Origin of the sequence: Streptomyces sp. NPDC015127 (assembly GCF_043080095.1) — a bacterium.
Classification (GTDB): domain Bacteria; phylum Actinomycetota; class Actinomycetes; order Streptomycetales; family Streptomycetaceae; genus Streptomyces.
The window spans coordinates 220,500-240,738 of sequence record NZ_JBIBVE010000010.1 but is presented as its reverse complement, the minus strand read 5'-3'; the positions used below and the strand labels follow the sequence as shown (position 1 = coordinate 240,738).

Sequence of the window (20,239 nt, the reverse complement as noted above, 5' to 3'; positions counted from 1 at the left end):
GCTGTGCTCAGCCACGAATGAGGTTGCGCAGCACGTACTGCATGATGCCGCCGTTGCGGTAGTAGTCCGCCTCACCGGGGGTGTCGATGCGGACGACCGCGTCGAACTCCACACCGGTGTCGGTGGTGACCTTGACCGTGCGCGGCGTGGTGCCGTTGTTCAGCTCGGTGACGCCGGAGATGGAGAAGGTCTCCTCACCGGTCAGGCCGAGGGACTCGGCCGAGGCGCCCTCCGGGAACTGCAGCGGCAGGACGCCCATGCCGATGAGGTTCGAGCGGTGGATGCGCTCGTACGACTCGGCGACGACGGCCTTGACGCCCAGCAGCGCGGTGCCCTTCGCGGCCCAGTCGCGGGACGAGCCCGAGCCGTACTCCTTGCCCGCCAGGATCACCAGCGGAGTGCCCGCGGCCTGGTAGTTCTGCGAGGCGTCGTAGATGAAGGAGACCGGGCCGCCGTCCTGCGTGAAGTCACGCGTGTAGCCGCCCTCGGTGCCCGGCGCGATCTGGTTGCGCAGGCGGATGTTGGCGAACGTACCGCGGATCATGACCTCGTGGTTGCCGCGGCGCGAGCCGTAGCTGTTGAAGTCGCGGCGCTCGACGCCGTGCTCCGTGAGGTACTTGCCGGCCGGGGTGTCGGCCTTGATGGCACCGGCCGGGGAGATGTGGTCGGTGGTGACCGAGTCGCCGAGCTTGGCGAGCACGCGCGCGCCGGCGATGTCGGAGACCGGGGTGGTCTCCATCGTCATGCCCTCGAAGTACGGGGGCTTGCGCACGTAGGTGGACTGCGGGTCCCACTCGAAGGTGTTGCCGGTCGGGATCGGCAGCGCCTGCCACTGGGCGTCGCCCGCGAAGACGTCGGAGTAGGACTTGTTGAACATGTCCTCGCCGATGGCGTTGGCGACGACGTCGTTGACCTCGGCCTCGGTCGGCCAGATGTCCTGGAGGTAGACCGGCTTGCCCTCGGTGTCGACGCCGAGCGCGTCCTTGGTGATGTCCACCTTCATCGAACCGGCGAGGGCGTACGCGACGACCAGCGGCGGGGAGGCGAGGTAGTTCATCTTGACGTCGGGGTTGATCCGGCCTTCGAAGTTGCGGTTGCCGGAGAGCACCGAGGTGACCGCGAGGTCGTGGTCGTTGACCGCCTTGGAGACCTCCTCCGGCAGCGGGCCGGAGTTGCCGATGCAGGTGGTGCAGCCGTAACCGACCAGGTTGAAGCCGACCTTGTCGAGGTAGGGGGTCAGACCCGCCTTGTCGAAGTAGTCGGTGACGACCTTTGAACCCGGCGCCAGGGTCGTCTTGACCCACGGCTTGCGGGTCAGGCCCTTCTCGACCGCCTTCTTGGCCACCAGCGCGGCGGCGACCATGACGTACGGGTTCGACGTGTTGGTGCAGGAGGTGATCGCGGCGACGGTGACGGCGCCGTGGTCGAGCGTGTATGTCGAGCCGTCGGGGGCGGTGACGGTGACCGGGTTGGACGGGGCGCCGTTGGGGGCGACGGCCGGGGCGTCGGAGGCCGGGAAGGACTCCTGGCCCGCCTCGTCGACGCTGTCGACGTAGTTGCGGACGTCCTGCTTGAACTGCTCGGCGGCGTTCGCGAGGACGATGCGGTCCTGCGGGCGCTTCGGGCCGGCGATCGAGGGCACGACCGTGGACAGGTCCAGCTCGAGCTTCTCCGAGAAGTCGGGCTCGGCGGCCGGGTCGAGCCAGAGGCCCTGCTCCTTGGCGTACGCCTCGACGAGCGCGACCTGCTGCTCGGAGCGGCCGGTCAGCTTGAGGTAGTTGAGGGTCTCGCCGTCGATCGGGAAGATCGCGGCGGTGGAGCCGAACTCCGGCGACATGTTGCCGATGGTGGCGCGGTTGGCCAGCGACGTGGCGGCGACGCCCTCGCCGTAGAACTCGACGAACTTGCCGACGACGCCGTGCTTGCGCAGCATCTCGGTGATCGTGAGGACCAGGTCGGTGGCGGTGGTGCCGGGCTTGAGCTCACCGGTCAGCTTGAAGCCGACGACGCGCGGGATGAGCATGGAGACCGGCTGGCCGAGCATCGCGGCCTCGGCCTCGATGCCGCCGACGCCCCAGCCGAGCACACCGAGGCCGTTGACCATGGTGGTGTGCGAGTCGGTGCCGACGAGGGTGTCGGGGTAGGCCTGGCCGTTCCGGACCATGACCGTGCGGGCCAGGTGCTCGATGTTCACCTGGTGAACGATGCCGGTACCGGGCGGGACGACCTTGAACTCGTCGAAGGCGGTCTGGCCCCAGCGCAGGAACTGGTAGCGCTCCTTGTTGCGGCCGTACTCCAGCTCGACGTTCTGGCCGAAGGCTTCCGCGGTACCGAACTTGTCGGCGATGACGGAGTGGTCGATGACCAGCTCGGCCGGGGCCAGCGGGTTGATCTTCGCCGGGTCGCCGCCGAGCTCCTTGACGGCCTCACGCATGGTGGCGAGGTCGACGACACAGGGAACACCGGTGAAGTCCTGCATGATCACGCGGGCCGGCGTGAACTGGATCTCCTGGCTGGGCTGGGCCTGGGAGTCCCAGTCGCCGAGCGCCCTGATGTGGTCGGCGGTGATGTTCGCGCCGTCCTCGGTGCGGAGCAGGTTCTCCAGGAGGACCTTGAGGCTGTAGGGGAGGCGCGCGGAGCCCTCGACCTTGTCCAGCCTGAAGATCTCGTACGACTCGTCGCCCACGCGCAGCGTGCTGCGGGCGTCGAAGCTGTTCGCCGACACGACAGTCTCCTTCATCAATGTGCGCGTACTACCTCAATGCTGCCGCCACGGTTCCTCGCCGATCCGCTAAGGTAAGGCTTAGTTAGGTAACCCTTACCGAATGGCGGCTTGCGGTACGCCTTCGGCAGATATCTCGATGTCGAGATAACTCTAGTACATGACCGCGCCGCGGTCATGCCCGGACACCTCCGCGGCGTCCCGGTCGGACGGAGGTCACACCCCTGGGGCCGCCGGCGCGGCACGCTCCTGCCGGGACGTCCGGCCGCTCGGCCTCGCCGAGACGACGGCATCGGCGGTCCGAGCGACCGCCCGGCATCCTCACGGCTCACCGGGAACGCCGAGGTCGTCCACCCGGCGAGGCCGCCACCCTCGCCTGCGTCCGGGTCCTGATGGCCTACCCGGACGCGCCCCCAGACCGGGACGGCGGAGCTCGACCCCTCGGACCTGACGACCCTTCAGATGTCGTCACTCATCGTCACTCCGGAACAGAGCGCAAGCACTGGTGAATGTTCTGCCGCATATCGGGCACAAGAGGATGAACTCCCCTCGCGGGCACGCCGACAGGCGAACGGCCGCCTATAGGAGGCGATATCACTCCAACAGCCCACCCCACCGCGATCACATCTCATATGTGAGATAGCCTCCAGCCATGGCAGACGACTACCTCGTACGCATCGGCAAGCTCATCCGTGACGCCCGTCAGCATCGCGGCTGGACACAGAGTCAGCTCGCCGAGGCGCTCGGCACCAGTCAGAGCGCCGTCAACCGGATCGAGCGCGGCAATCAGAACATCAGTCTTGAGATGATCGCCCGCATCGGCGAGGCGCTCGACAGTGAAATCGTCTCCCTGGGATACGCGGGCCCCATGCATCTGCGCGTGGTCGGCGGACGCCGCCTCTCCGGTTCCATCGACGTCAAGACGAGCAAGAACGCGTGTGTGGCGCTGCTGTGCGGGTCGCTGCTCAACAAGGGCCGCACCGTGCTGCGGCGCGTGGCCCGTATCGAAGAGGTCTACCGTCTGCTCGAAGTACTCAACTCGATCGGTGTGCGGACGCGTTGGATCAATGACGGCATGGACCTGGAGATCGTGCCGCCGGCCGGTCTCGACATGGACTCCATCGACGCGGACGCCGCTCGCCGCACCCGTTCGATCATCATGTTCCTCGGCCCGCTGCTGCACCGGATGGACAACTTCCGCCTCCCGTACGCCGGTGGCTGCGACCTCGGGACGCGGACCATCGAGCCCCACATGATCGCCCTGCGCCGCTTCGGCCTGGACATCACGGCGACCGAGGGCATCTACCACGCGCGGGTGGACCGTTCGGCCTCGCCGGGCCGGCCGATCGTCCTGACCGAGCGCGGCGACACGGTCACCGAGAACGCGCTGCTGGCCGCCGCGCGCCACGACGGCGTGACGGTCATCCGCAACGCCTCCTCCAACTACATGGTCCAGGACCTGTGCTTCTTCCTGGAGGCGCTGGGCGTCCGGGTCGAGGGCGTCGGCACCACGACGCTGACCGTGCACGGCGTGCCGAACATCGACGTGGACGTCGACTACTCCCCCTCCGAGGACCCGGTCGAGGCGATGAGCCTGATCGCCGCCGCCGTGGTGACCGAGTCGGAGCTGACGGTCCGCCGGGTGCCCATCGAGTTCCTCGAGATCGAGCTGGCGGTCCTGGAGGAGATGGGCCTCGACCACGACCGCTCCGGCGAGTACGCGGCGGACAACGGCCGCACCCGTCTGGTGGACCTGACCGTGCGGCCGTCCAAACTGGAGGCGCCGATCGACAAGATCCACCCGATGCCGTTCCCCGGCCTGAACATCGACAACGTGCCCTTCTTCGCGGCGATCGCGGCCGTGGCGCAGGGCCAGACGCTGATCCACGACTGGGTCTACGACAACCGCGCGATCTATCTCACGGACCTCAACCGCCTGGGCGGCCGACTGCAGTTGCTCGACCCGCACCGGGTCCTGGTCGAGGGCCCCACCCGCTGGCGCGCGGCGGAGATGATGTGCCCGCCGGCACTGCGCCCCGCGGTGGTCGTACTCCTCGCGATGATGGCGGCCGAGGGCACGTCGGTGCTGCGGAACGTGTACGTCATCAACCGCGGGTACGAGGACCTGGCGGAGCGCCTGAACACGGTGGGCGCGCAGATCGAGATCTTCCGGGACATCTGAACCGAAGGTGCCGCCGCCCCTCCTCCCGACCTGCTGGGCACGCAGGTCGGGAGGGGGCGGCCGCGCCTGTCGCCGACAGGGCGTGGCGGCTCCGGTCGGCCGGCCTCGCTCACCTCCCGCGCAGTCGGTCCAGCTCGGACCGGGTGATCGGGAGCACGGTGCCGTGCCGGGGACTCTGCGGCAGGGCGTAGTCCTTGGACATCGTCCACCTGCCGGATTCCAGGTCCGTGGTCTCGAAGGGCACGTAGCCCCGGCCGCCGAACTCGTCGATGAAGAGGTACCACCGGTCCTCGGTGTTCGACTTGAAGACCGTCGGACCCTCTCCACGGGCGATGCCGGGGCTGGTGGCGTCACCCTTGCCGATGCACTCCGCGACGAAGTCCCAGTCCGGGTCGAGGAGCCGGGTGGCCTTCTCCTCGATGACGAACTTGCTGCACGGGGTGGTCGAGGTGTTGTTCCGCTCGTCCTTGGTGAACCGGTAGTAGGTGTTCCCCTCCTTGATCACCGTCGAGTCGATGACCGAGTAGCCCGGGTCCTTCCACACCCGCGGCTGCGTGAACGTGTGGAAGTCCCGCGTGGTGGCGTACATCATCCGGTTGTAGGTGCTGCCGCTGTGGCCGGTGTCGGCCTCGTCGTACAGCTTCGATGCCCAGAACACGACGTACGCGCCCAGCGACTCGTCGTAATAGGCCTCCGGTGCCCAGGTGTTGCCGGCGGTGTCGGGCGCGACGCGCACGTGGCGCTGGTCGGACCAGTGCACGAGGTCGGTCGACTCCCACACCTCGATGTACTTGCTGCCCGTCCGCTGCGCGGCGTCCCAGTCCCCGCTCCCGTGCATCCGCAGATCCGTGGCGATGAGGTAGAACCGGTCGCCCTCGGGAGAGCGGATGACGAACGGGTCCCGCACGCCCTTGTCGCCCTGCGTCGAGATGAGCACGGGCCGGCCGCCGTTCAGCTCGTCCCAGTGCAGGGGGTCGTTGCCCTTGCTGGCGGCGAAGTAGATCTGCTCGCCGTCGGCGGTGCCCTCGCCGGTGAAGTACCCGAAGAGGTAGCCCTCGTACGGCGCGGGCTTCGGCAGCGGCCGCACCGTCAGGTCGAAGCGCCGCTTGGCCTGCGTGTCGCCCAGGCGGACGGTCGCGGTGAGCCTGACCGCCACCGGATCGTCGCCGTGGGCGGGGCGGCTCACGTCGCCGGTCTCGGTGACGACCTTCTTGTCCGTCGACTTCCACGAGATCCGCGTCCCGTGCGCGCCGCCGGTCGGCAGAGTGATGTTGCCCCGGATGTCGTCGGCGTCCCGGACCCTCAGGGCATCGGCGGCCTCGGTCACCTTCTCGCGCGCGGTGAGCTCCGCCGGCACCACGACCGTGAACTGCTTCTGTGCGCGGGCCTCTCCGCTGGTGACGGTCGCGGTGAGCACGACGGTCGCGGGGCCGGTGCCCGGCGCGGGGCGGGTGACGGTTCCGCTCGGGCTCACGACGTTCTCGTCACTGGAGGACCAGATGACCGTGGATCCGTTCGGTCCGGTGGACGGGAGGCGCAGGTCCTGGGTGACCTTCGAGGTGTCCCCGAGGCCCAGCGCCGCGACGTCCCGTGCGACCCGGTCGGCGTCGGACACCCCGGCGAGGCCCGAGACCTCCGCCGCGTCGAGCGCGCGGTCGTAGAGCCGGAAGTCGCGCACCTGTGCCTTGAGGTGGCGGTCGCCGCTGTAGAGGGACCGGCCGAGGTAGTTGGCTGTGGTCGTGCCGTCACCGATCTGCGCGGGAGTGATCGTCACGCCGGTCCTGCGGGCCACCTCGACACCGTCCTCGTAGAGCACCGCCGTGCCGTCGCCGAGCGTGTAGGTCAGCGTCTTCCACTTGTCGCGGACGAGGTCGCGCCCGGCGGAGACCGTCTGCTCCGTCGACCAGTTGCCGGTGGCGATCGACGTCCGGTAGGCGTTGGCGGTGGTGAAGAGATAGCCGTTGCCGTGGGCGCCCGCGCTGTTGCCGAGACCCCAGACGAAGTACGGCGATGCCTGGTCGGCGGCCAGCCGGACCTGCACCGACACGGTGATCGAGGTGAGGCCGCGCATCAGGTTGTCCGGCAGGTCGACGTAGTCGTCGGTGCCGTCCAGGCGCAGACCTTCGGTCCCCAGCCACGTGGCCCCGTTGGTCGCGGTCGCGTCCCGGCCGTGGCCGGACGCGTCGGTGACGACCGTGCCGCCGGTCTGCTCCAGGGGGTAGTGGACGACGAGGCCGTCCGTGGTCGACGCCCGTGCGGGCAGGGCCGCGAGCATTCCGGCGAGCAGGCACGTCAGCAGCGCGGCCACCAGGAGGGGACCGCGGGTGGCACGGGATGGATGAGGCATGGCCGTCGCTCTCTTGTCCGGGCGCGGCGGGAGCCACGCCGCCGGCAGGTGAAGGATGACGCGAACGGGGCGCGCCCGGCCGTCTCCTCGACGCGTCGGCGCTAGGGGCTGTCCGGCGGATCTTGGCCGGGGCCACGACGCCTGGCACGGCACCTCGCTGCGTTGCCGAAATGCCCCGATAGCGGAGCTATCGGGGCACTCCAGCGCCTTGCGATGCGCCGCACCAGACGCCGCGTCCTATCCGACCCTGATCCGCCGGACAGCCCCTAGGCCTCGGTCATCGATGAGGAACCGGCGGCGGCCGAACGTCTTCTGACGGGTGCGTCGACACGTACAGGTTCGAAATACCGGACAGCGTACGGGATTTCGCTCGCCGAAGAATGACGCGCTCGACGAGCCTTCGTCAACACCCGTGCAGCGAAAGGGCCGGACCCCGACGCGACCGTTGACACGCTTCCCCTCGCGTCACTACCGTCACGCCCACCATTTCGAACATGTGACGAAATATCGAACGTCATGAACGGCCCACTTCCGCGCAAGGAGCTGTATCGACATGACGACCAGCAGACGTACGGAGAACGGCGCCGGAACGGGCCGCTCCGCTCAGCCTGCCCGCCTTCCCCAGGGCGTCAGCCGCCGGCGACTCCTGGAGGGCGGAGCCGCGGGCTTCGGCGCGCTCGCCCTCTCCGCCCTTCCCGCCGCCGCCCTGCCCTCCGACGCCGCCGCACACGCCGACGCCGCGCCCGCCGCCTGGGAACCGCCGGCCAACGGCTTCCCGGAGTGGACGAACAACATCGCGGTCTTCGACGTCGGCTCCGAGCCGCCGCACACCACGCTCATGCCGTACGCGGACGTCGACCAGGCCCTGGCCGGTGACGGGACCCGCTCACCGTGGCGGCTCGATCTCGACGGGACGTGGAGGTTCGCCTACGCCGATCGCCCCGACGACCGCGACCCCGACTTCCACCGCACCGACCTCGACGACCGCTCCTGGGACACCATCCCGGTGCCGTCCTGCTGGCAGTTACACGGCTACGACGTCCCGATCTACACCAACATCACGTACCCCTGGTGGGGCGCCAACGGCCGGGGCGAGGAGGCGCAGCCGCCCTTCGCACCGACCCGCCACAACCCCGTCGGCCAGTACCGCCGCACCTTCACCGTCCCCCGGAACTGGGCGGGACGGCAGGTGTTCCTGCACTTCGAGGGCGTGAAGTCCGCACACTACGTGTGGATCAACGGCGAGCCGGTGGGCTACCGCGAGGACTCCTTCACCTCCGCCGAGTACGACATCACCCGCCATCTCAGGCCCGGCCGCAACCAGATCGCGGTGGAGGTCTACCGCTTCTCCGACGGCGACTGGATGGAGGACCAGGACATGATCCGGCTGAGCGGGATCTTCCGCTCGGTCCACCTCTTCTCCACTCCCACCGTCCACCTGCGGGACTTCAGGCTCGACACCCCGCTCAGCGACGGCTACACGGCCGCCGAGCTGTCCGTCACCGCCTCCGTGCGCGCCTACGGCGAGGGGGGCGCCTCCGGGACGTACACCGTCGAGACCCAGCTCTACGACGCGGACGGGCACCCGGTCTGGTCCCGCCCGCTGCGGCAGCCCGCCGACCTCGGTTCCGCGCCCGCCGGGGAGGACGTGACCGTGCGGACCGCCAAGGCCGTGCCGGAGCCGAGGCTGTGGTCCGCCGAGCACCCGAACCTCTACACCGCCGTGCTGCGGCTGCGCGACCCGGCGGGCAAGGTGACCGAGACGCTGTCGCACCGGGTGGGCTTCCGCGAGTTCGCCCTCAAGGACGGGCTGATGCGCATCAACGGAAAGCCCGTCTCCCTGCGCGGCACGAACCGGCACGAGATGCACCCCGACCGGGGCATGTCGCTGACCCGCGCGGACATGGTCAAGGACATCGAGGTCATCAAGCGGCTCAACCTGAACAGCGTCCGCACCTCGCACTACCCCAACAACCCGCTCTGGCTGGAACTGACCGACGAGTACGGCCTGTACGTGGTGGACGAGACCAACCTCGAGACCCACGGCATCCGCGACACCTACCCGGGAAACCACGCCGACTGGACCGAGGCGTGCCTGGCCCGCGCCAGGAACATGGTCCACCGCGACAAGAACCACGCCTCCGCCGTCATCTGGTCACTCGGCAACGAGGCGGGCACCGGCTCCGCCTTCGTCGCCATGCACCGGTGGATCCGCTCCTACGACCCCACCCGGGTCATCCAGTACGAGGGCGACGACCGTCCCGGGATCAGCGACATCCGCTCGGAGATGTACACCAAGCCCGCGCAGGTCGAGCAGCGCGCCAAGGACACCATCGACACGCGGCCGTTCGTCCTGATCGAGTACTCCCACGCGATGGGCAACTCGAACGGCAACATCAAGAAGTACTGGGACCTCATACGCCGCTACGACGTGCTCCAGGGCGGCTGGATCTGGGACTTCGCCGACCAGTCCCTCAGCTGGCCCACGCCGACGCGCAAGCTGTTCACCGAGACCGGACCCGGCGCGGTCAAGGGCGAGATCCTCGCCCCCGGCGGCACCTTCGACCGCGCCAAGGGCGTCAGCGGGGGCACCGTCTTCGCACGCGACTCCGGGCTCGACATCACCGGCTCGCTGACGCTGGAAGCCTGGATCACCCAGCAGGTGACCGGCCGCCACCAGCCCGTCCTCGCCAAGGGCGACACCCAGTACGCGCTGAAGCAGACCGGCGCCGACCTGGAGTTCTTCATCCACTCCGGCGGCCGGTGGATCACCGCGAGCTGGCCGCTGCCACCGGACTGGACCGGCACCGAGCACCACATCGCAGGCGTCTTCGACGCGGCGGCGGGCACGCTCACCCTCTACGTCGACGGCGAGGTCAAGGCCACCAGGACCACCACCCAGAGGCCCGGCAGCACCACCGCGCCGCTCTCCCTCGCCACCGACGCGGAGAACTGGACCCGGGAGTTCAGCGGCACCGTCCGGCGGGCGCGCGTGTACGCCCGCGCCCTGACCGCGGCCGAGCTGGCCTCCCGCTCCCGCGGCCCCCGCGACGAGGGCGTGCGGTTCTGGTTCGACGCCGCCACCGTCGGCTTCACGGAGAGCCGGCCCTCCGAGCGGACGTTCTTCGCCTACGGCGGTGACTGGGGCGACAACCCCAACGACGGCAACTTCGTCGCCGACGGCATCGTCACCGCCGACCGCGGGCACACCGGCAAGGCCGCGGAGATCAAGCGGATCCACCAGGCGATCAATGTGACAGCCGCGGACGGTGACGCGGCCTCGTGGGGGTCCCCCCTCCGGGGGAGGGTCACCGTCACCAACGAGTACCTGTTCACGAACCTCCGTGAGTTCAACGGAAGCTGGGCCCTGGTCGCCGACGGCGAGGCGGTGCAGCACGGAAAACTGACCCGCGCGCAGCTCGACATCGCCCCGCTGACCGGCAAGGAGATCACCGTCCCCTTCACGCTGCCGGACGATACCGCGCCGGGCGCCGAGTACTTCCTCCAGCTGTCCTTCACCACCAAGGAGCCCACGAAGTGGGCGAAGTCCGGATTCGAGGTGGCCAGGCAGCAGCTCGCCGTCGGCGCCGGCAGCCCGGCCGTGGCGCCCCGGCCGCTGGACTCCGTGCCGGCGCTGCGCCACGACGACGGCGACGGCTCCGTGACGGTGACCGGCGAGGACTTCTCCGTCACCGTCGACAAGGGCAGCGGTGTCATCACCTCGTACGAGTGGCGCGGTGACCGGCTGATCACCTCGGGCCCGGCCCCGAACTTCTGGCGTGCCCCGACCGACAACGACGTCGGCAACGGCCAGCCCCGCCGGAACAGCACCTGGCGCTACGCGGGCAGCGACCGGAAGGTGACGGGCGTCCAGGTGCGCGGTCTGCGCGACCGGGCCGTGGAAATCACCGTCCGTGGCACGCTGCCGACCTCGACGGAGTCCACGTACACCACCACCTACACGGTCTTCGGCAACGGCGAGATCAAGGTCGGCAACACCCTGCACCCGGGCGCGGCGGGTCTGCCGTACATCCCGGAGGTCGGCACGATGCTCTTCCTGCCAGGGCGTCTGGAGCACCTGCGCTACTACGGCCGCGGCCCCGAGGAGAACCACTGGGACCGCAACAGCGGCACCGATGTGGGCGTGTACTCCGGCACCGTCGCCGACCAGTGGACCCCCTACATCCGCCCGCAGGAGAACGGCAACAAGACGGACGTGCGGTGGGTGGCGCTGACGGACGGCAGCGGCAAGGGACTGCTCGTCTGCGGCGAGCCGCTGCTGGAGGTCAACGCCTCGCACTTCACCCCGGAGGACCTGTCGGTCGGCGCCCGGCACGACTATCAGCTCACCCCGCGGGACGAGGTCGTGCTGCGGCTGAACCACCGGCAGATGGGTGTGGGGGGCGACGACAGCTGGGGGGCGCACACGCACGACGAGTACAAGCTGTTCGCCGGCAGGGACTACGCGTACACCTACCGGCTGCGCCCGCTGGCCGCCGACGACGACGCGACGGCTCTCTCGCGCCGGCCGACGGCGACCGCCTAGTCACGCGTCGCCCGCGGCCACCGGGGTGCCGGTGGCCGCGGGTGGGCGTCACCGCACGGGACCGGTCCCGGCGCCCGGCTGGCCGTTCGCGAAGTAGGCCACCAGGGCCGGGTCGAGCGGGGGCACGTCGTAGGGGACGCCTCCCTCCCGCAGCGAACGGGTCGCCATCACGCCCGCGGCCACGCTCATGCGGGCCGCGACCGGTGAGGTGTCCGTGATGCCGCCCTCACGGACGAAGCGGCAGAACTCCTCGACGATCCGGCCGTCGGCCCCGCCGTGCGAGCCCTGCGCGTCGGGGACCCGGTGGACCGCGTCGGCGTCGGCGCGGTAGCCCGACGGTCCGGTGTTCCACACCCGTACCTCGTCGCCCGGGCGGTCGCCGAAGTTCTCCAGCCGGCCCTCGGTGCCGATGACCGTGTAGTTGCGAAAGTAGTCCGGACTGAAGTGGCACTGCTGGTAGGCGGCGATCACACCGTTGTCCAGCCGCATGTTCATCACCGAGACGTCCTCCACGTCCACCACGTGGTGCAGGTCCCTGCGCCGGGTCGGCGGCCAGTCGAACTCCCGCAGCCAGCCCTCCGGCCGGGGGGTGTCCGGCTCCCGGCGGGGCAGACCGCCGTAGATCATCAGGTCCCCCAGCGCGTTGACGCGGCTGGTGTGGCCGCCGGCCAGCCAGTGCACCACGTCGATGTCGTGGGCGGCCTTCTGCAGCAGCAGTCCGGTGGTGCGCCGCCGGTCGGCGTGCCAGTCCTTGAAGTAGTAGTCACCGCCGTACGAGACGAAGTGCCGTACCCAGACGGTCTTCGGCTCGCCGATGTCGCCACGGGCGATGATGTCGCGCATCAGCCGGACGACGCCCATGTGCCGCATGTTGTGGCCGACGTACAGGCGGGTGCCGGTGTCACGGGCGGTGCGCAGGATGGTGTCGCACTGCTCGACGGTGATGCCGAGCGGCTTCTCGACGTAGGTGGCCTTGCCCGCCTTGAGCGCGTCGCAGGCGATGGCCTCGTGGGTGTCGTCGGGGGTGGCGACGACGACGGCGTCCAGGCGGTCGTCGTCCAGCAGTCGCCGGTGATCGCCGACGGCGACCGCCCCTTCGTACAGTCCGGGCACCACGGCCCGGATCGCGGGGTCGGTCTCGGCGACCGCCGCCACGACCGAGCCCCTGCCGGGGCGGTGGGCGGCGGTGGCCAGATTGCGTCGCAGTCCGAGTCCGACGACTCCGATGCGCAGGTCTTCCACGTGCGGGTGTCCTGTTCTGTTCGGAGCCGGGCGTCACTTGCTCGCGGCGATGGCCTTCTCGTACTCGCGGCGCATGGCGTCGCCCGCGTCCCGCCGCCACTTGGGCAGGATCTCCTTCTTGTACGAGGACAGCGGCTTGCGGCCGGCCACGATGTCCTTGACGGCCGTGTACAGGTCGTCGGACGAGGAGGCGCCCTTGTTGGCGAAGGTGTTGGAGAAGAACCCGTTGGCCGGGTCGGTCCGGCCGATCTTCATCAGCTCGATCTCGGTGGCGTGGATGGAGCGGGTGACCTCGGGCTTTCCGGGCAGGTAGAGCGTCTGCGGGGCGTTGCCGAAGAAGTTGATCGCCTGCCGGGTGGTGAGCACCTCGGCGTTGCCCTTGGTGCCCAGCACCACGTCGCCGTCCTTGGAGCGGGTGTGGTGGGTGCCCTCCAGGCCGTTGTCCAGGAACAGCCGCTCCTCGCTGCCGAACGGGGCGCTGAGGTAGTCCATGATCTGCAGCAGCGTCTCGATACGGGCCTTGCTCACCTGCTTGTTGATGGCGGTGAAGCCCACGGATCCGTAGCCGTAGGAGTAGCTGGGCCGCATGCCCGGCTCGGCGGCGAAGGGGACGACGACCTTGGCGGGCCAGTCGTACATGTTGCTGTCGTTGAGGAAGCCGGGGAAGGACTGGACGTGCAGGCCCAGGAAGCCGCCCTCCATCTTCTCCAGCGTGGTGGGCAGGTTGGGGTCGGGCCAGAAGAGCTGGGCCTCCTGGCACCTGAGGGCGAACTCGATGCCGGCGAAGTACTCGTCCGTCTCGAACAGGTGGGTCAGCTTGCCGCCGTCCATGCGCCACTTGTTGGGTGCGCCGTGCCACATGGCGAACTGGGCGATGTGGTTGACGTACGCCGGCTCAAGGACGTACTTCTTCCGCTTGGTGTCGAGGAGTTCCTTCGCCTTGTCGAAGAAGTCCTGGGCGCTGTCGAAACGCACCCCGCCGACCGGCTTCCAGAAGTCCTCGTTGGCCACATAGACCTGTCCGTGGCGGCCGTAGGGGACGGCGAGTCCCCAGATCTTGCCGTTGAACACGGCGGTGCGCCAGGCGAAGTCGGGGATGTTCGCCAGGTTCGGGTACTTCTTGACGGCGTCGCCCGACAGGTGGGGCGTCAGGTCGTGGAACTTGGCCTCCAGCAGTGCCGGGACGTTCTTCAGGCCCTGGTTCGGCGGGAACCACATGAGGTCCGGGAGCTCGCCGCCGGCGATGGTGGCGTTGAACTTCGCGCGGTAGACGTCGTCGGCGCCGAGGCCGTTGACGATCGTCATGCGCAGCTCGGAGCCGAGGCGCCTGTTCAGCTCCTGCCAGTACGCGTTGCGGTTCATGGCCGGGGCCGCGGTGGTGAAGGTCTCGGTCAGGCAGGTGACCGGTTCGCCGTCGCCGGGCTGCTTCGCGACGCTGCGCACCAGGTCCTTGGGGTAGCGCAGGTACGCCGGGTCCAGACCCTGGGCGTTGCCCGCGAGGTCCGGTGCCGGGACCTTGGCCGGCACGTACGCCGGCAGCGTGAGCTTGGCCGATGCCTCCGCGCCGCCGCCGGATGCGGCTCCGCCGGACCCGCAGGCGGTGAGGACGCCGGCTCCGGCGACGGTGACGCCTGCGGCGCCGGCGGCGCCGAGGAAGCCGCGGCGGTTGAGGGCTGAAGAGGACATGACTCTCCTTCGGGCGGAGCGGTAGCGGGGGTCAGGCCTTGATGGCGCCGGTGAGAACGCCCTTGACGAAGTACTTCTGGAGGAAGGGGTAGACGGCGATGATCGGCAGCACGGCGAGGATCAGCACGGCCATCGACAGGGCGGTGGTGGCGGGCAGCACGCTCACGCCCATCGCCTTGGCGTTGAAGGTGTCGCCCTGGAGGACGTACGAGCGCAGGACGACCTGGAGGGGCAGCTTGTCCGGGTCGTTGATGTAGAGCATCGCGTTGAAGAAGCTGTTCCAGTACGTGACGGCGTAGAACATGCCGACCACCGCGGTCACCGCCTTCGACAGCGGCAGCACGATCCGGCACAGGATGGTCAGTTCACCGGCGCCGTCGAGGCGGGCGGCCTCGTGCAGTTCGTCGGGGATGCCCTGGAAGAACGCCCTGACCACGATGATGTTGAAGGCGTTGAGCATGATCGGGACGACCATCGCCCCGTAGGTGTCGAGCAGGCCCAGCTCCTGTACCACCAGGTAGTTGGGGATGATCCCCGGAGTGAAGAGGAACGTGCCCACCACGATCAGCAGCAGCGGCTTGCCCGCGACGGTGCCGGGCCGGGACAGGCCGTAGGCGAGGCAGATCGTGCACAGCAGGCTCAGCGCCGTGCCGACGACGGTCACGCCCACGCTCACCAGGGCGGCACGTGTGATGACGCCGCCGGACAGGACCACCCGGTACGCCTCCAGGGTGGGGCGCTCGGGGAAGAGGACGTAGCCGCCGTTGGCGGCGAGTTCGGCCTTGGTGGCGAGACTCGTACCGACGGCGAGCAGGAAGGGGTAGCCGACGGCGACGATCATCGCGACGATGAGCAGGAACTTGAGCGCCTGCCCCGCCCGGCTCGGCTGCTCCATCCAGACCGGACGCCCGGCGGACCGGCGGCGTCGGCGCAGGAGCGCGGATATCGAGGGTGAGCTCATCGGTAGACCCCCTGCTCGCCGAGACGGTGGGCGACCTTGTTGGCGAGGACGATCAGGACGAAGCCGATGACGCCCTTCATCAGGCCGGCGGCGGTGGACATGCCCCAGTCCCCGTCGACGACCCCGTGGAAGTAGACGTAGGTGTCGAGGACTTCGGCCGCGTCGGTGCCCACCGCGTCACGCTGGAGCAGGATCTGCTCGAAGCCGACCGACAGGATGTCGCCCAGGCGCAGGATCAATAGCATGATCATGACAGGTCTGATGCCGGGCAGCGTGATGTGCCACATGCGGCGCAGCCACCCCGCGCCGTCCATGGCGGCCGATTCGTACAGCGAGTTGTCGATGGAGGCCATGGCGGCGAGGAAGATGATCGCGCCCCAGCCGGCGTCCTTCCAGATGGCCTGGGAGGTCACCAACAGGATGAACGTGTCGGGGTTGTTCATGATGTTGCCGACCGGGACACCGTTGTCGTTCAGGAGGCTGCTGACGGTGCCGGCGCCGCCGAAGACCTGCTGGAACATGCCGACGACCACGACCCAGGACAGGAAGTGCGGCAGGTAGACCACGGTCTGCATCAGCCGCCGGGTCCTGTTGCCGATCAGCGAGTTGAGGAAGAGCGCGAGGGCGATCGGCGCGGGGAAGTAGAGCAGCAGCTGGACGGCGCTGATCTCCAGCGTGTTCCACACCGCCGACCAGAACTCCGGCTGTTCGAGCAGGGCGGTGAAGTTGGCCCAGCCGACGAACGGACTCTCCTTGAAGCCGAGGTAGGGCTGGTAGTCCTGGAAGGCGATCGAGTTGCCCGCGAGCGGCAGGTAGAAGAAGACCGCGAAGTACAGGATTCCGGGCACACAGAGCAGCAGCAGGGTGCGGTCGCGGCGGAGCCGCTCGCGCAGCGTCCGGCGCCGTACGGACTGCCGGGGGACCTTCTTCTCCGACGACTGCGGAGTGTTCGGTCCGCCTCCGGGCGGGGCTGAGGGGTGGGACATGACCGGGCGGGGCGAGGAAGCGGACGCGGCGGCCGACACATTCACCTCCGGCGTCGAGGGCGGCGGGAGCAGCCCTGCGGAGCCGCCGGGGAGCGGCTCCTGGACGCAAGGCTGCCGAGGGGTTCCCCCGGCGCCGGGTTCAGCGGCCACGAGGTGTCTGGAATCTTGCAACAGCCACGGCACCCATGACAAGAGATGATTGAATTCTCTTCACATCTTGCAAGTTCAATCAGCCCAGGGAGGGTGTCGCTGGAGCGCGCCGCGCATCGTCGCCGGTCAGCCGGTGGGCCCGTACCGCAGGTTGCCATGGCGATAACGGTGGAAAATTGCCCATTGACCTCGGGGTCCTACAGGGGTTCCATGGGACATAAAGGACACATAAGGCTGCGCACAGGAGGCGGCCCACCATGACCACCCGTTCAGACATCACACACCACCCGGACCTGGCCGAGATGCGTTCCCGCTTCGAGCGGGCAACGACCAATCCCGCGGCCCAGGCCGTCGAAGCCCTCGCAGTGCTGACCGGCGTCTACCTGGCGGCTTCGCCATGGATCGCCGGATTCAGCGGCCTCACCGCCCTCGCGGTGACCAACCTGATCCTCGGTATCGCCTATGCGGCCTGTATGGGCGGCCTGGGATCGGCGTACGAGCGCACCCACGCCATGGCGTGGGCAGGATGCGCCATCGGCCTCTTCACGATCATCGCTCCGTGGGTCGTCGCCGGAAACGTCGACACCACGCGGACCGTCGTCAACAACGTGATCGTCGGCGTTGTCGCCCTGCTCTGCGCCCTGGCCATGGCAGCCGGTGCTCTGGGCGAGCGCGGACGCGGACGCGGCGTAGGTCCCTCTGCGATGAGCTGAGCCTGTCGCAACCGCCTGGATCGAAGGCCCCGGCACGCATCAGTGCCGGGGCCTTCGCACGGGTCCGTGCCCGCGTGTCCGGTCCTGGTCCGCGGGACACGCCCAGGGGCCTGGTCCGCGGGACACGCCCAGGGGCTCAGGGCCCGGGCGTCACACCGCCCTTGAGGCGTTCCAGGTCGTCGGGTCGGACCTGGACGGCGATCAGCGCGATCACCGCGGCGACGGCGGTGAAGACCGCGGCCACGACGAACGCGGCGGACACGCCGGAGGTCAGGATCTCGTCGCTCCACGGGGCCGGCAGCTGACCGGTGCGCTCGAACCGCAGCCGTTCCGCCGGTGTCGCCTGGCCCATGAAGCGCGGGATCTGGTCCTCGGCCTCGTTGGTGGTGGCCGTGCCGAACACGGTGACCAGGATGGACAGTCCGAGGGAACCGCCCACCTGCTGCGTGGCGTTCAGCAGGCCGGAGGCCGCGCCGGACTCGTGCACCGGCACCCTGGACAGCGCCATCAGGGTCAGCGAGACGAACTGCATGCCCATCCCGAGGCTGAAGACGAGCATCGGGCCCAGGATGCTGCCCGCGTACGTCGAGTGGACGTCGGTCAGCGTCAGCCACGCGAGCCCGATCGCCGCCAGGAGCGCACCGGTCACCATGAACGGCTTCGGGCCGTATCTCGGCAGCAGTTGCGAAGCCAGTCCCGCGCCCACCGCTATCACGGCACTGACGGGCAGGAAGGCGAGCCCGGCCTGCAACGGGCCGAAGCCCAGCACGTTCTGGACGAAGAGGGTGAGGAAGAAGAACATCCCGAAGATCGCCGCCGCGAGGCACAGCATGATGCCGTACGTGCCCGCGCGGTTGCGGTCGGCGAACATGTGCAGCGGCGTGATCGGCTGCTTCGAGCGCCGCTCGACGGCGATGAACGCGGCGAGCATCACCACGGCCGCCCCGAAGGACGCCAGCGTGAACCCGTCGCGCCACCCCTCCTGCGCCGCGCGGATGAATCCGTAGACCAGCGCCGTCATGCCGAGCGTGGACGTCAGCGCACCGAGCAGGTCGAAGTGTCCGGGGTGCCGCTCGGACTCCTTGATCCAGCGCGGCGTGGCGAGCACGATCAGCAGGCCGATCGGCACGTTGACGAACAGCACCCAGCGCCAGTCGAGCCATTCGACGAGCATGCCGCCGGCCAGCAGGCCGATGGCGCCGCCGCCGGCCGAGACGGCCGCGAAGACTCCGAACGCCCGGTTGCGTTCCGGGCCTTCTCTGAAGGTGGTGCTGATCAGCGCCAGCGAGGTCGGAGAGGCGATCGCGCCGCCCACGCCCTGGAGGGCGCGGGCGGCGAGCAACTGGCCGCCGTTCTGCGCGAGTCCGCCGAGCAACGAGGCGACGACGAACAGCAGGATGCCGAAGACGAAGACCCGCCGCCGGCCGAGGATGTCACCGGCGCGCCCGCCCAGCAGCAGCAGTCCGCCGAAGGTCAGCGTGTAGGCGTTGACCACCCACGACAGGGTGGTGGTGGAGAACTCCAGTGACCTCTGGATCTGGGGCAGGGCGATGTTCACGATGGTGATGTCGAGGACCACCATCAGCTGGCATGAGGCGATGACGAGGAGCGCCATCCCGTTTCCGCCACCGCCCTTGTCGGGAGTGGTGTCCGACAGGGCTGGTGTCGGCCGGGGAGACGTCATGGCGCATCGTGCCTCTGTGGTGGGGAATCCTGTACGGATGTCACCCGTTCGGCAGGTTTGAAGACGGTTCCGTCCACTGTTCCGACGTTAAGCCCGGCCCATGGGGGTCACCACTCGATCATGGGCGGTCGCCGGCCGCCTCCCCGACGAAGGACCGCAGGGCGGCGGTCAGTTTCTCCGGCTGGTCCTCAGCGACCAGCGTGCGGCTGTCCTCGATCTCCAACAGACGTCCGCGCGGCAGTAGTTCGGCCAGCCGACGGCCGTGCTCACGGGGCATCATGCGGTCGTCGGCCGCCCAGACCACCAGCGCCGGCCGGTCGAAGGACGGCAGTTCCCCGGCCGCTTCGAGCAATTCGGTGCGGCGCACGCCCGCGTTGTAGCGGCGGAAGTCCTCCCTGATGGCCTTGTCGGCGCGCAGCGGCCGCAGCCACCCGTCCACGATCTCGTCCGGGACCGGATGCTTCACCAGCGCGCCGATGCCGATCGGCAGCCTCCGCAGCGCCGTGAGCCCCAGCACCCTGGCCATCAGCGCGATGCCGCCGGGCACCTTGCAGACGAGCGAGATCATCTTTCCGGCCGCGCCGGGCGGGTAGTTGTCGAACGCCTCGCAGGAGATCAGGACCAGCCGGGCGAGGCGCTCGGGGTGCCGCGCGGCGACGGTCTGCGCCCGTCCGCAGTCGCTCTCGACGAGCGTGACGTCGCGCAGGTCCAGTCGCTCCATGAGCTCGACGACGAGCGCGTTGACGGTGTCGGGGGTGAGCGGGACGTCGCGGCGCATCGGGATGCGGTGCGCGCCGTACGGGAGGGTCGGGGCGATGCACCGGTGGTCGCGCCGCAGGTCGGCGACGACCTTGCGCCAGACGGTCGCGTCGTGCACGAGCCCGTGCAGAAGGAGGACGACGGGGCCGCTGCCGCCGGTGTCCTCGTAGTGGATCGTCCCGGCACCGAGTTCGATCTCGGGCATCGCGTCTCCCCTCGACGGGTGTCTCCCGTGGCGGATAACGATGTTATTCCAGACGT

At 69.2% G+C, this 20,239-nt stretch carries 11 protein-coding genes; 3 read left to right on the top strand and 8 right to left on the bottom strand.

The features are described 5' to 3' along the window. Positions 1-7: 7 nt before the first annotated feature. Positions 8-2,725: an aconitate hydratase AcnA gene (acnA, locus tag ACF08N_RS21240; protein WP_392326189.1), complete on the bottom strand. Its 2,718-nt coding sequence runs from the start codon at positions 2,723-2,725 to the stop codon at positions 8-10. A gap of 649 nt (positions 2,726-3,374) precedes the next feature. Here acnA and ACF08N_RS21235 point away from each other — a divergent pair. Next, positions 3,375-4,904, top strand: a complete 1,530-nt coding sequence (locus ACF08N_RS21235) for a helix-turn-helix domain-containing protein (protein WP_392326188.1) — start codon at positions 3,375-3,377, stop codon at positions 4,902-4,904. A 109-nt stretch (positions 4,905-5,013) separates the two neighbouring features. On the opposite strand, the gene ACF08N_RS21230 is transcribed toward ACF08N_RS21235, so the two are convergent. Next, positions 5,014-7,251: an immunoglobulin-like domain-containing protein gene (locus tag ACF08N_RS21230; protein WP_392326187.1), complete on the bottom strand. Its 2,238-nt coding sequence runs from the start codon at positions 7,249-7,251 to the stop codon at positions 5,014-5,016. A 553-nt stretch (positions 7,252-7,804) separates the two neighbouring features. On the opposite strand from ACF08N_RS21230, the gene ACF08N_RS21225 reads away from it, so the two are divergent. Continuing rightward, positions 7,805-11,797, top strand: coding sequence for a glycoside hydrolase family 2 TIM barrel-domain containing protein (locus ACF08N_RS21225; protein WP_392326186.1), 3,993 nt, complete (start codon positions 7,805-7,807; stop codon positions 11,795-11,797). A gap of 48 nt (positions 11,798-11,845) precedes the next feature. Here the strand turns inward: ACF08N_RS21225 and ACF08N_RS21220 are convergent, their stop codons facing one another. From ACF08N_RS21220 to ACF08N_RS21205, 4 genes are read right to left on the bottom strand one after another with little or no spacing between them, the layout of a single operon-like run. Next, positions 11,846-13,039: a Gfo/Idh/MocA family protein gene (locus ACF08N_RS21220; protein WP_392326185.1), complete on the bottom strand. Its 1,194-nt coding sequence runs from the start codon at positions 13,037-13,039 to the stop codon at positions 11,846-11,848. Positions 13,040-13,072: 33 nt separating this feature from the next. After that, a complete protein-coding gene (locus ACF08N_RS21215) occupies positions 13,073-14,725 on the bottom strand; it encodes a hypothetical protein (RefSeq protein WP_392326184.1) in 1,653 nt (550 codons plus the stop codon). A gap of 31 nt (positions 14,726-14,756) precedes the next feature. Then, entirely contained in the window at positions 14,757-15,686 is a 930-nt protein-coding gene (locus ACF08N_RS21210; RefSeq protein WP_392326183.1) for a carbohydrate ABC transporter permease, read from the bottom strand. Further along, positions 15,683-16,672, bottom strand: coding sequence for an ABC transporter permease (locus tag ACF08N_RS21205; protein ID WP_392326182.1), 990 nt, complete (start codon positions 16,670-16,672; stop codon positions 15,683-15,685). Before ACF08N_RS21205 ends, ACF08N_RS21210 begins: the two co-directional genes overlap by 4 nt. A 407-nt stretch (positions 16,673-17,079) precedes the next feature. On the opposite strand from ACF08N_RS21205, the gene ACF08N_RS21200 reads away from it, so the two are divergent. Next, on the top strand, positions 17,080-17,535 hold the full coding sequence (locus tag ACF08N_RS21200) for an SPW repeat protein (protein WP_392326181.1): 456 nt from the start codon (positions 17,080-17,082) through the stop codon (positions 17,533-17,535). A gap of 136 nt (positions 17,536-17,671) precedes the next feature. Here the strand turns inward: ACF08N_RS21200 and ACF08N_RS21195 are convergent, their stop codons facing one another. Then, positions 17,672-19,150 carry an MFS transporter gene (locus ACF08N_RS21195; protein ID WP_392326271.1) on the bottom strand — a complete coding sequence of 493 codons (1,479 nt, stop codon included), beginning with the start codon at positions 19,148-19,150 and terminating at the stop codon, positions 17,672-17,674. Positions 19,151-19,337: 187 nt separating this feature from the next. Then, positions 19,338-20,183 (bottom strand): alpha/beta fold hydrolase, encoded by an 846-nt coding sequence (locus ACF08N_RS21190; RefSeq protein ID WP_392326180.1) that lies wholly within the window; start codon positions 20,181-20,183, stop codon positions 19,338-19,340. Between the last annotated feature and the right edge of the window lie 56 nt (positions 20,184-20,239).

Coding starts and splice junctions, on each gene's coding strand:
- ACF08N_RS21225 (WP_392326186.1), top strand. CDS start 7,805: ATGACGACCAGCAGACGTACGGAGAACGGCGCCGGAACGGGCCGCTCC.
- ACF08N_RS21205 (WP_392326182.1), bottom strand. CDS start 16,672: ATGTCCCACCCCTCAGCCCCGCCCGGAGGCGGACCGAACACTCCGCAG.
- ACF08N_RS21235 (WP_392326188.1), top strand. CDS start 3,375: ATGGCAGACGACTACCTCGTACGCATCGGCAAGCTCATCCGTGACGCC.
- ACF08N_RS21215 (WP_392326184.1), bottom strand. CDS start 14,725: ATGTCCTCTTCAGCCCTCAACCGCCGCGGCTTCCTCGGCGCCGCCGGC.
- ACF08N_RS21195 (WP_392326271.1), bottom strand. CDS start 19,150: ATGGCGCTCCTCGTCATCGCCTCATGCCAGCTGATGGTGGTCCTCGAC.
- ACF08N_RS21190 (WP_392326180.1), bottom strand. CDS start 20,183: ATGCCCGAGATCGAACTCGGTGCCGGGACGATCCACTACGAGGACACC.
- ACF08N_RS21230 (WP_392326187.1), bottom strand. CDS start 7,251: ATGCCTCATCCATCCCGTGCCACCCGCGGTCCCCTCCTGGTGGCCGCG.
- ACF08N_RS21210 (WP_392326183.1), bottom strand. CDS start 15,686: ATGAGCTCACCCTCGATATCCGCGCTCCTGCGCCGACGCCGCCGGTCC.
- ACF08N_RS21200 (WP_392326181.1), top strand. CDS start 17,080: ATGACCACCCGTTCAGACATCACACACCACCCGGACCTGGCCGAGATG.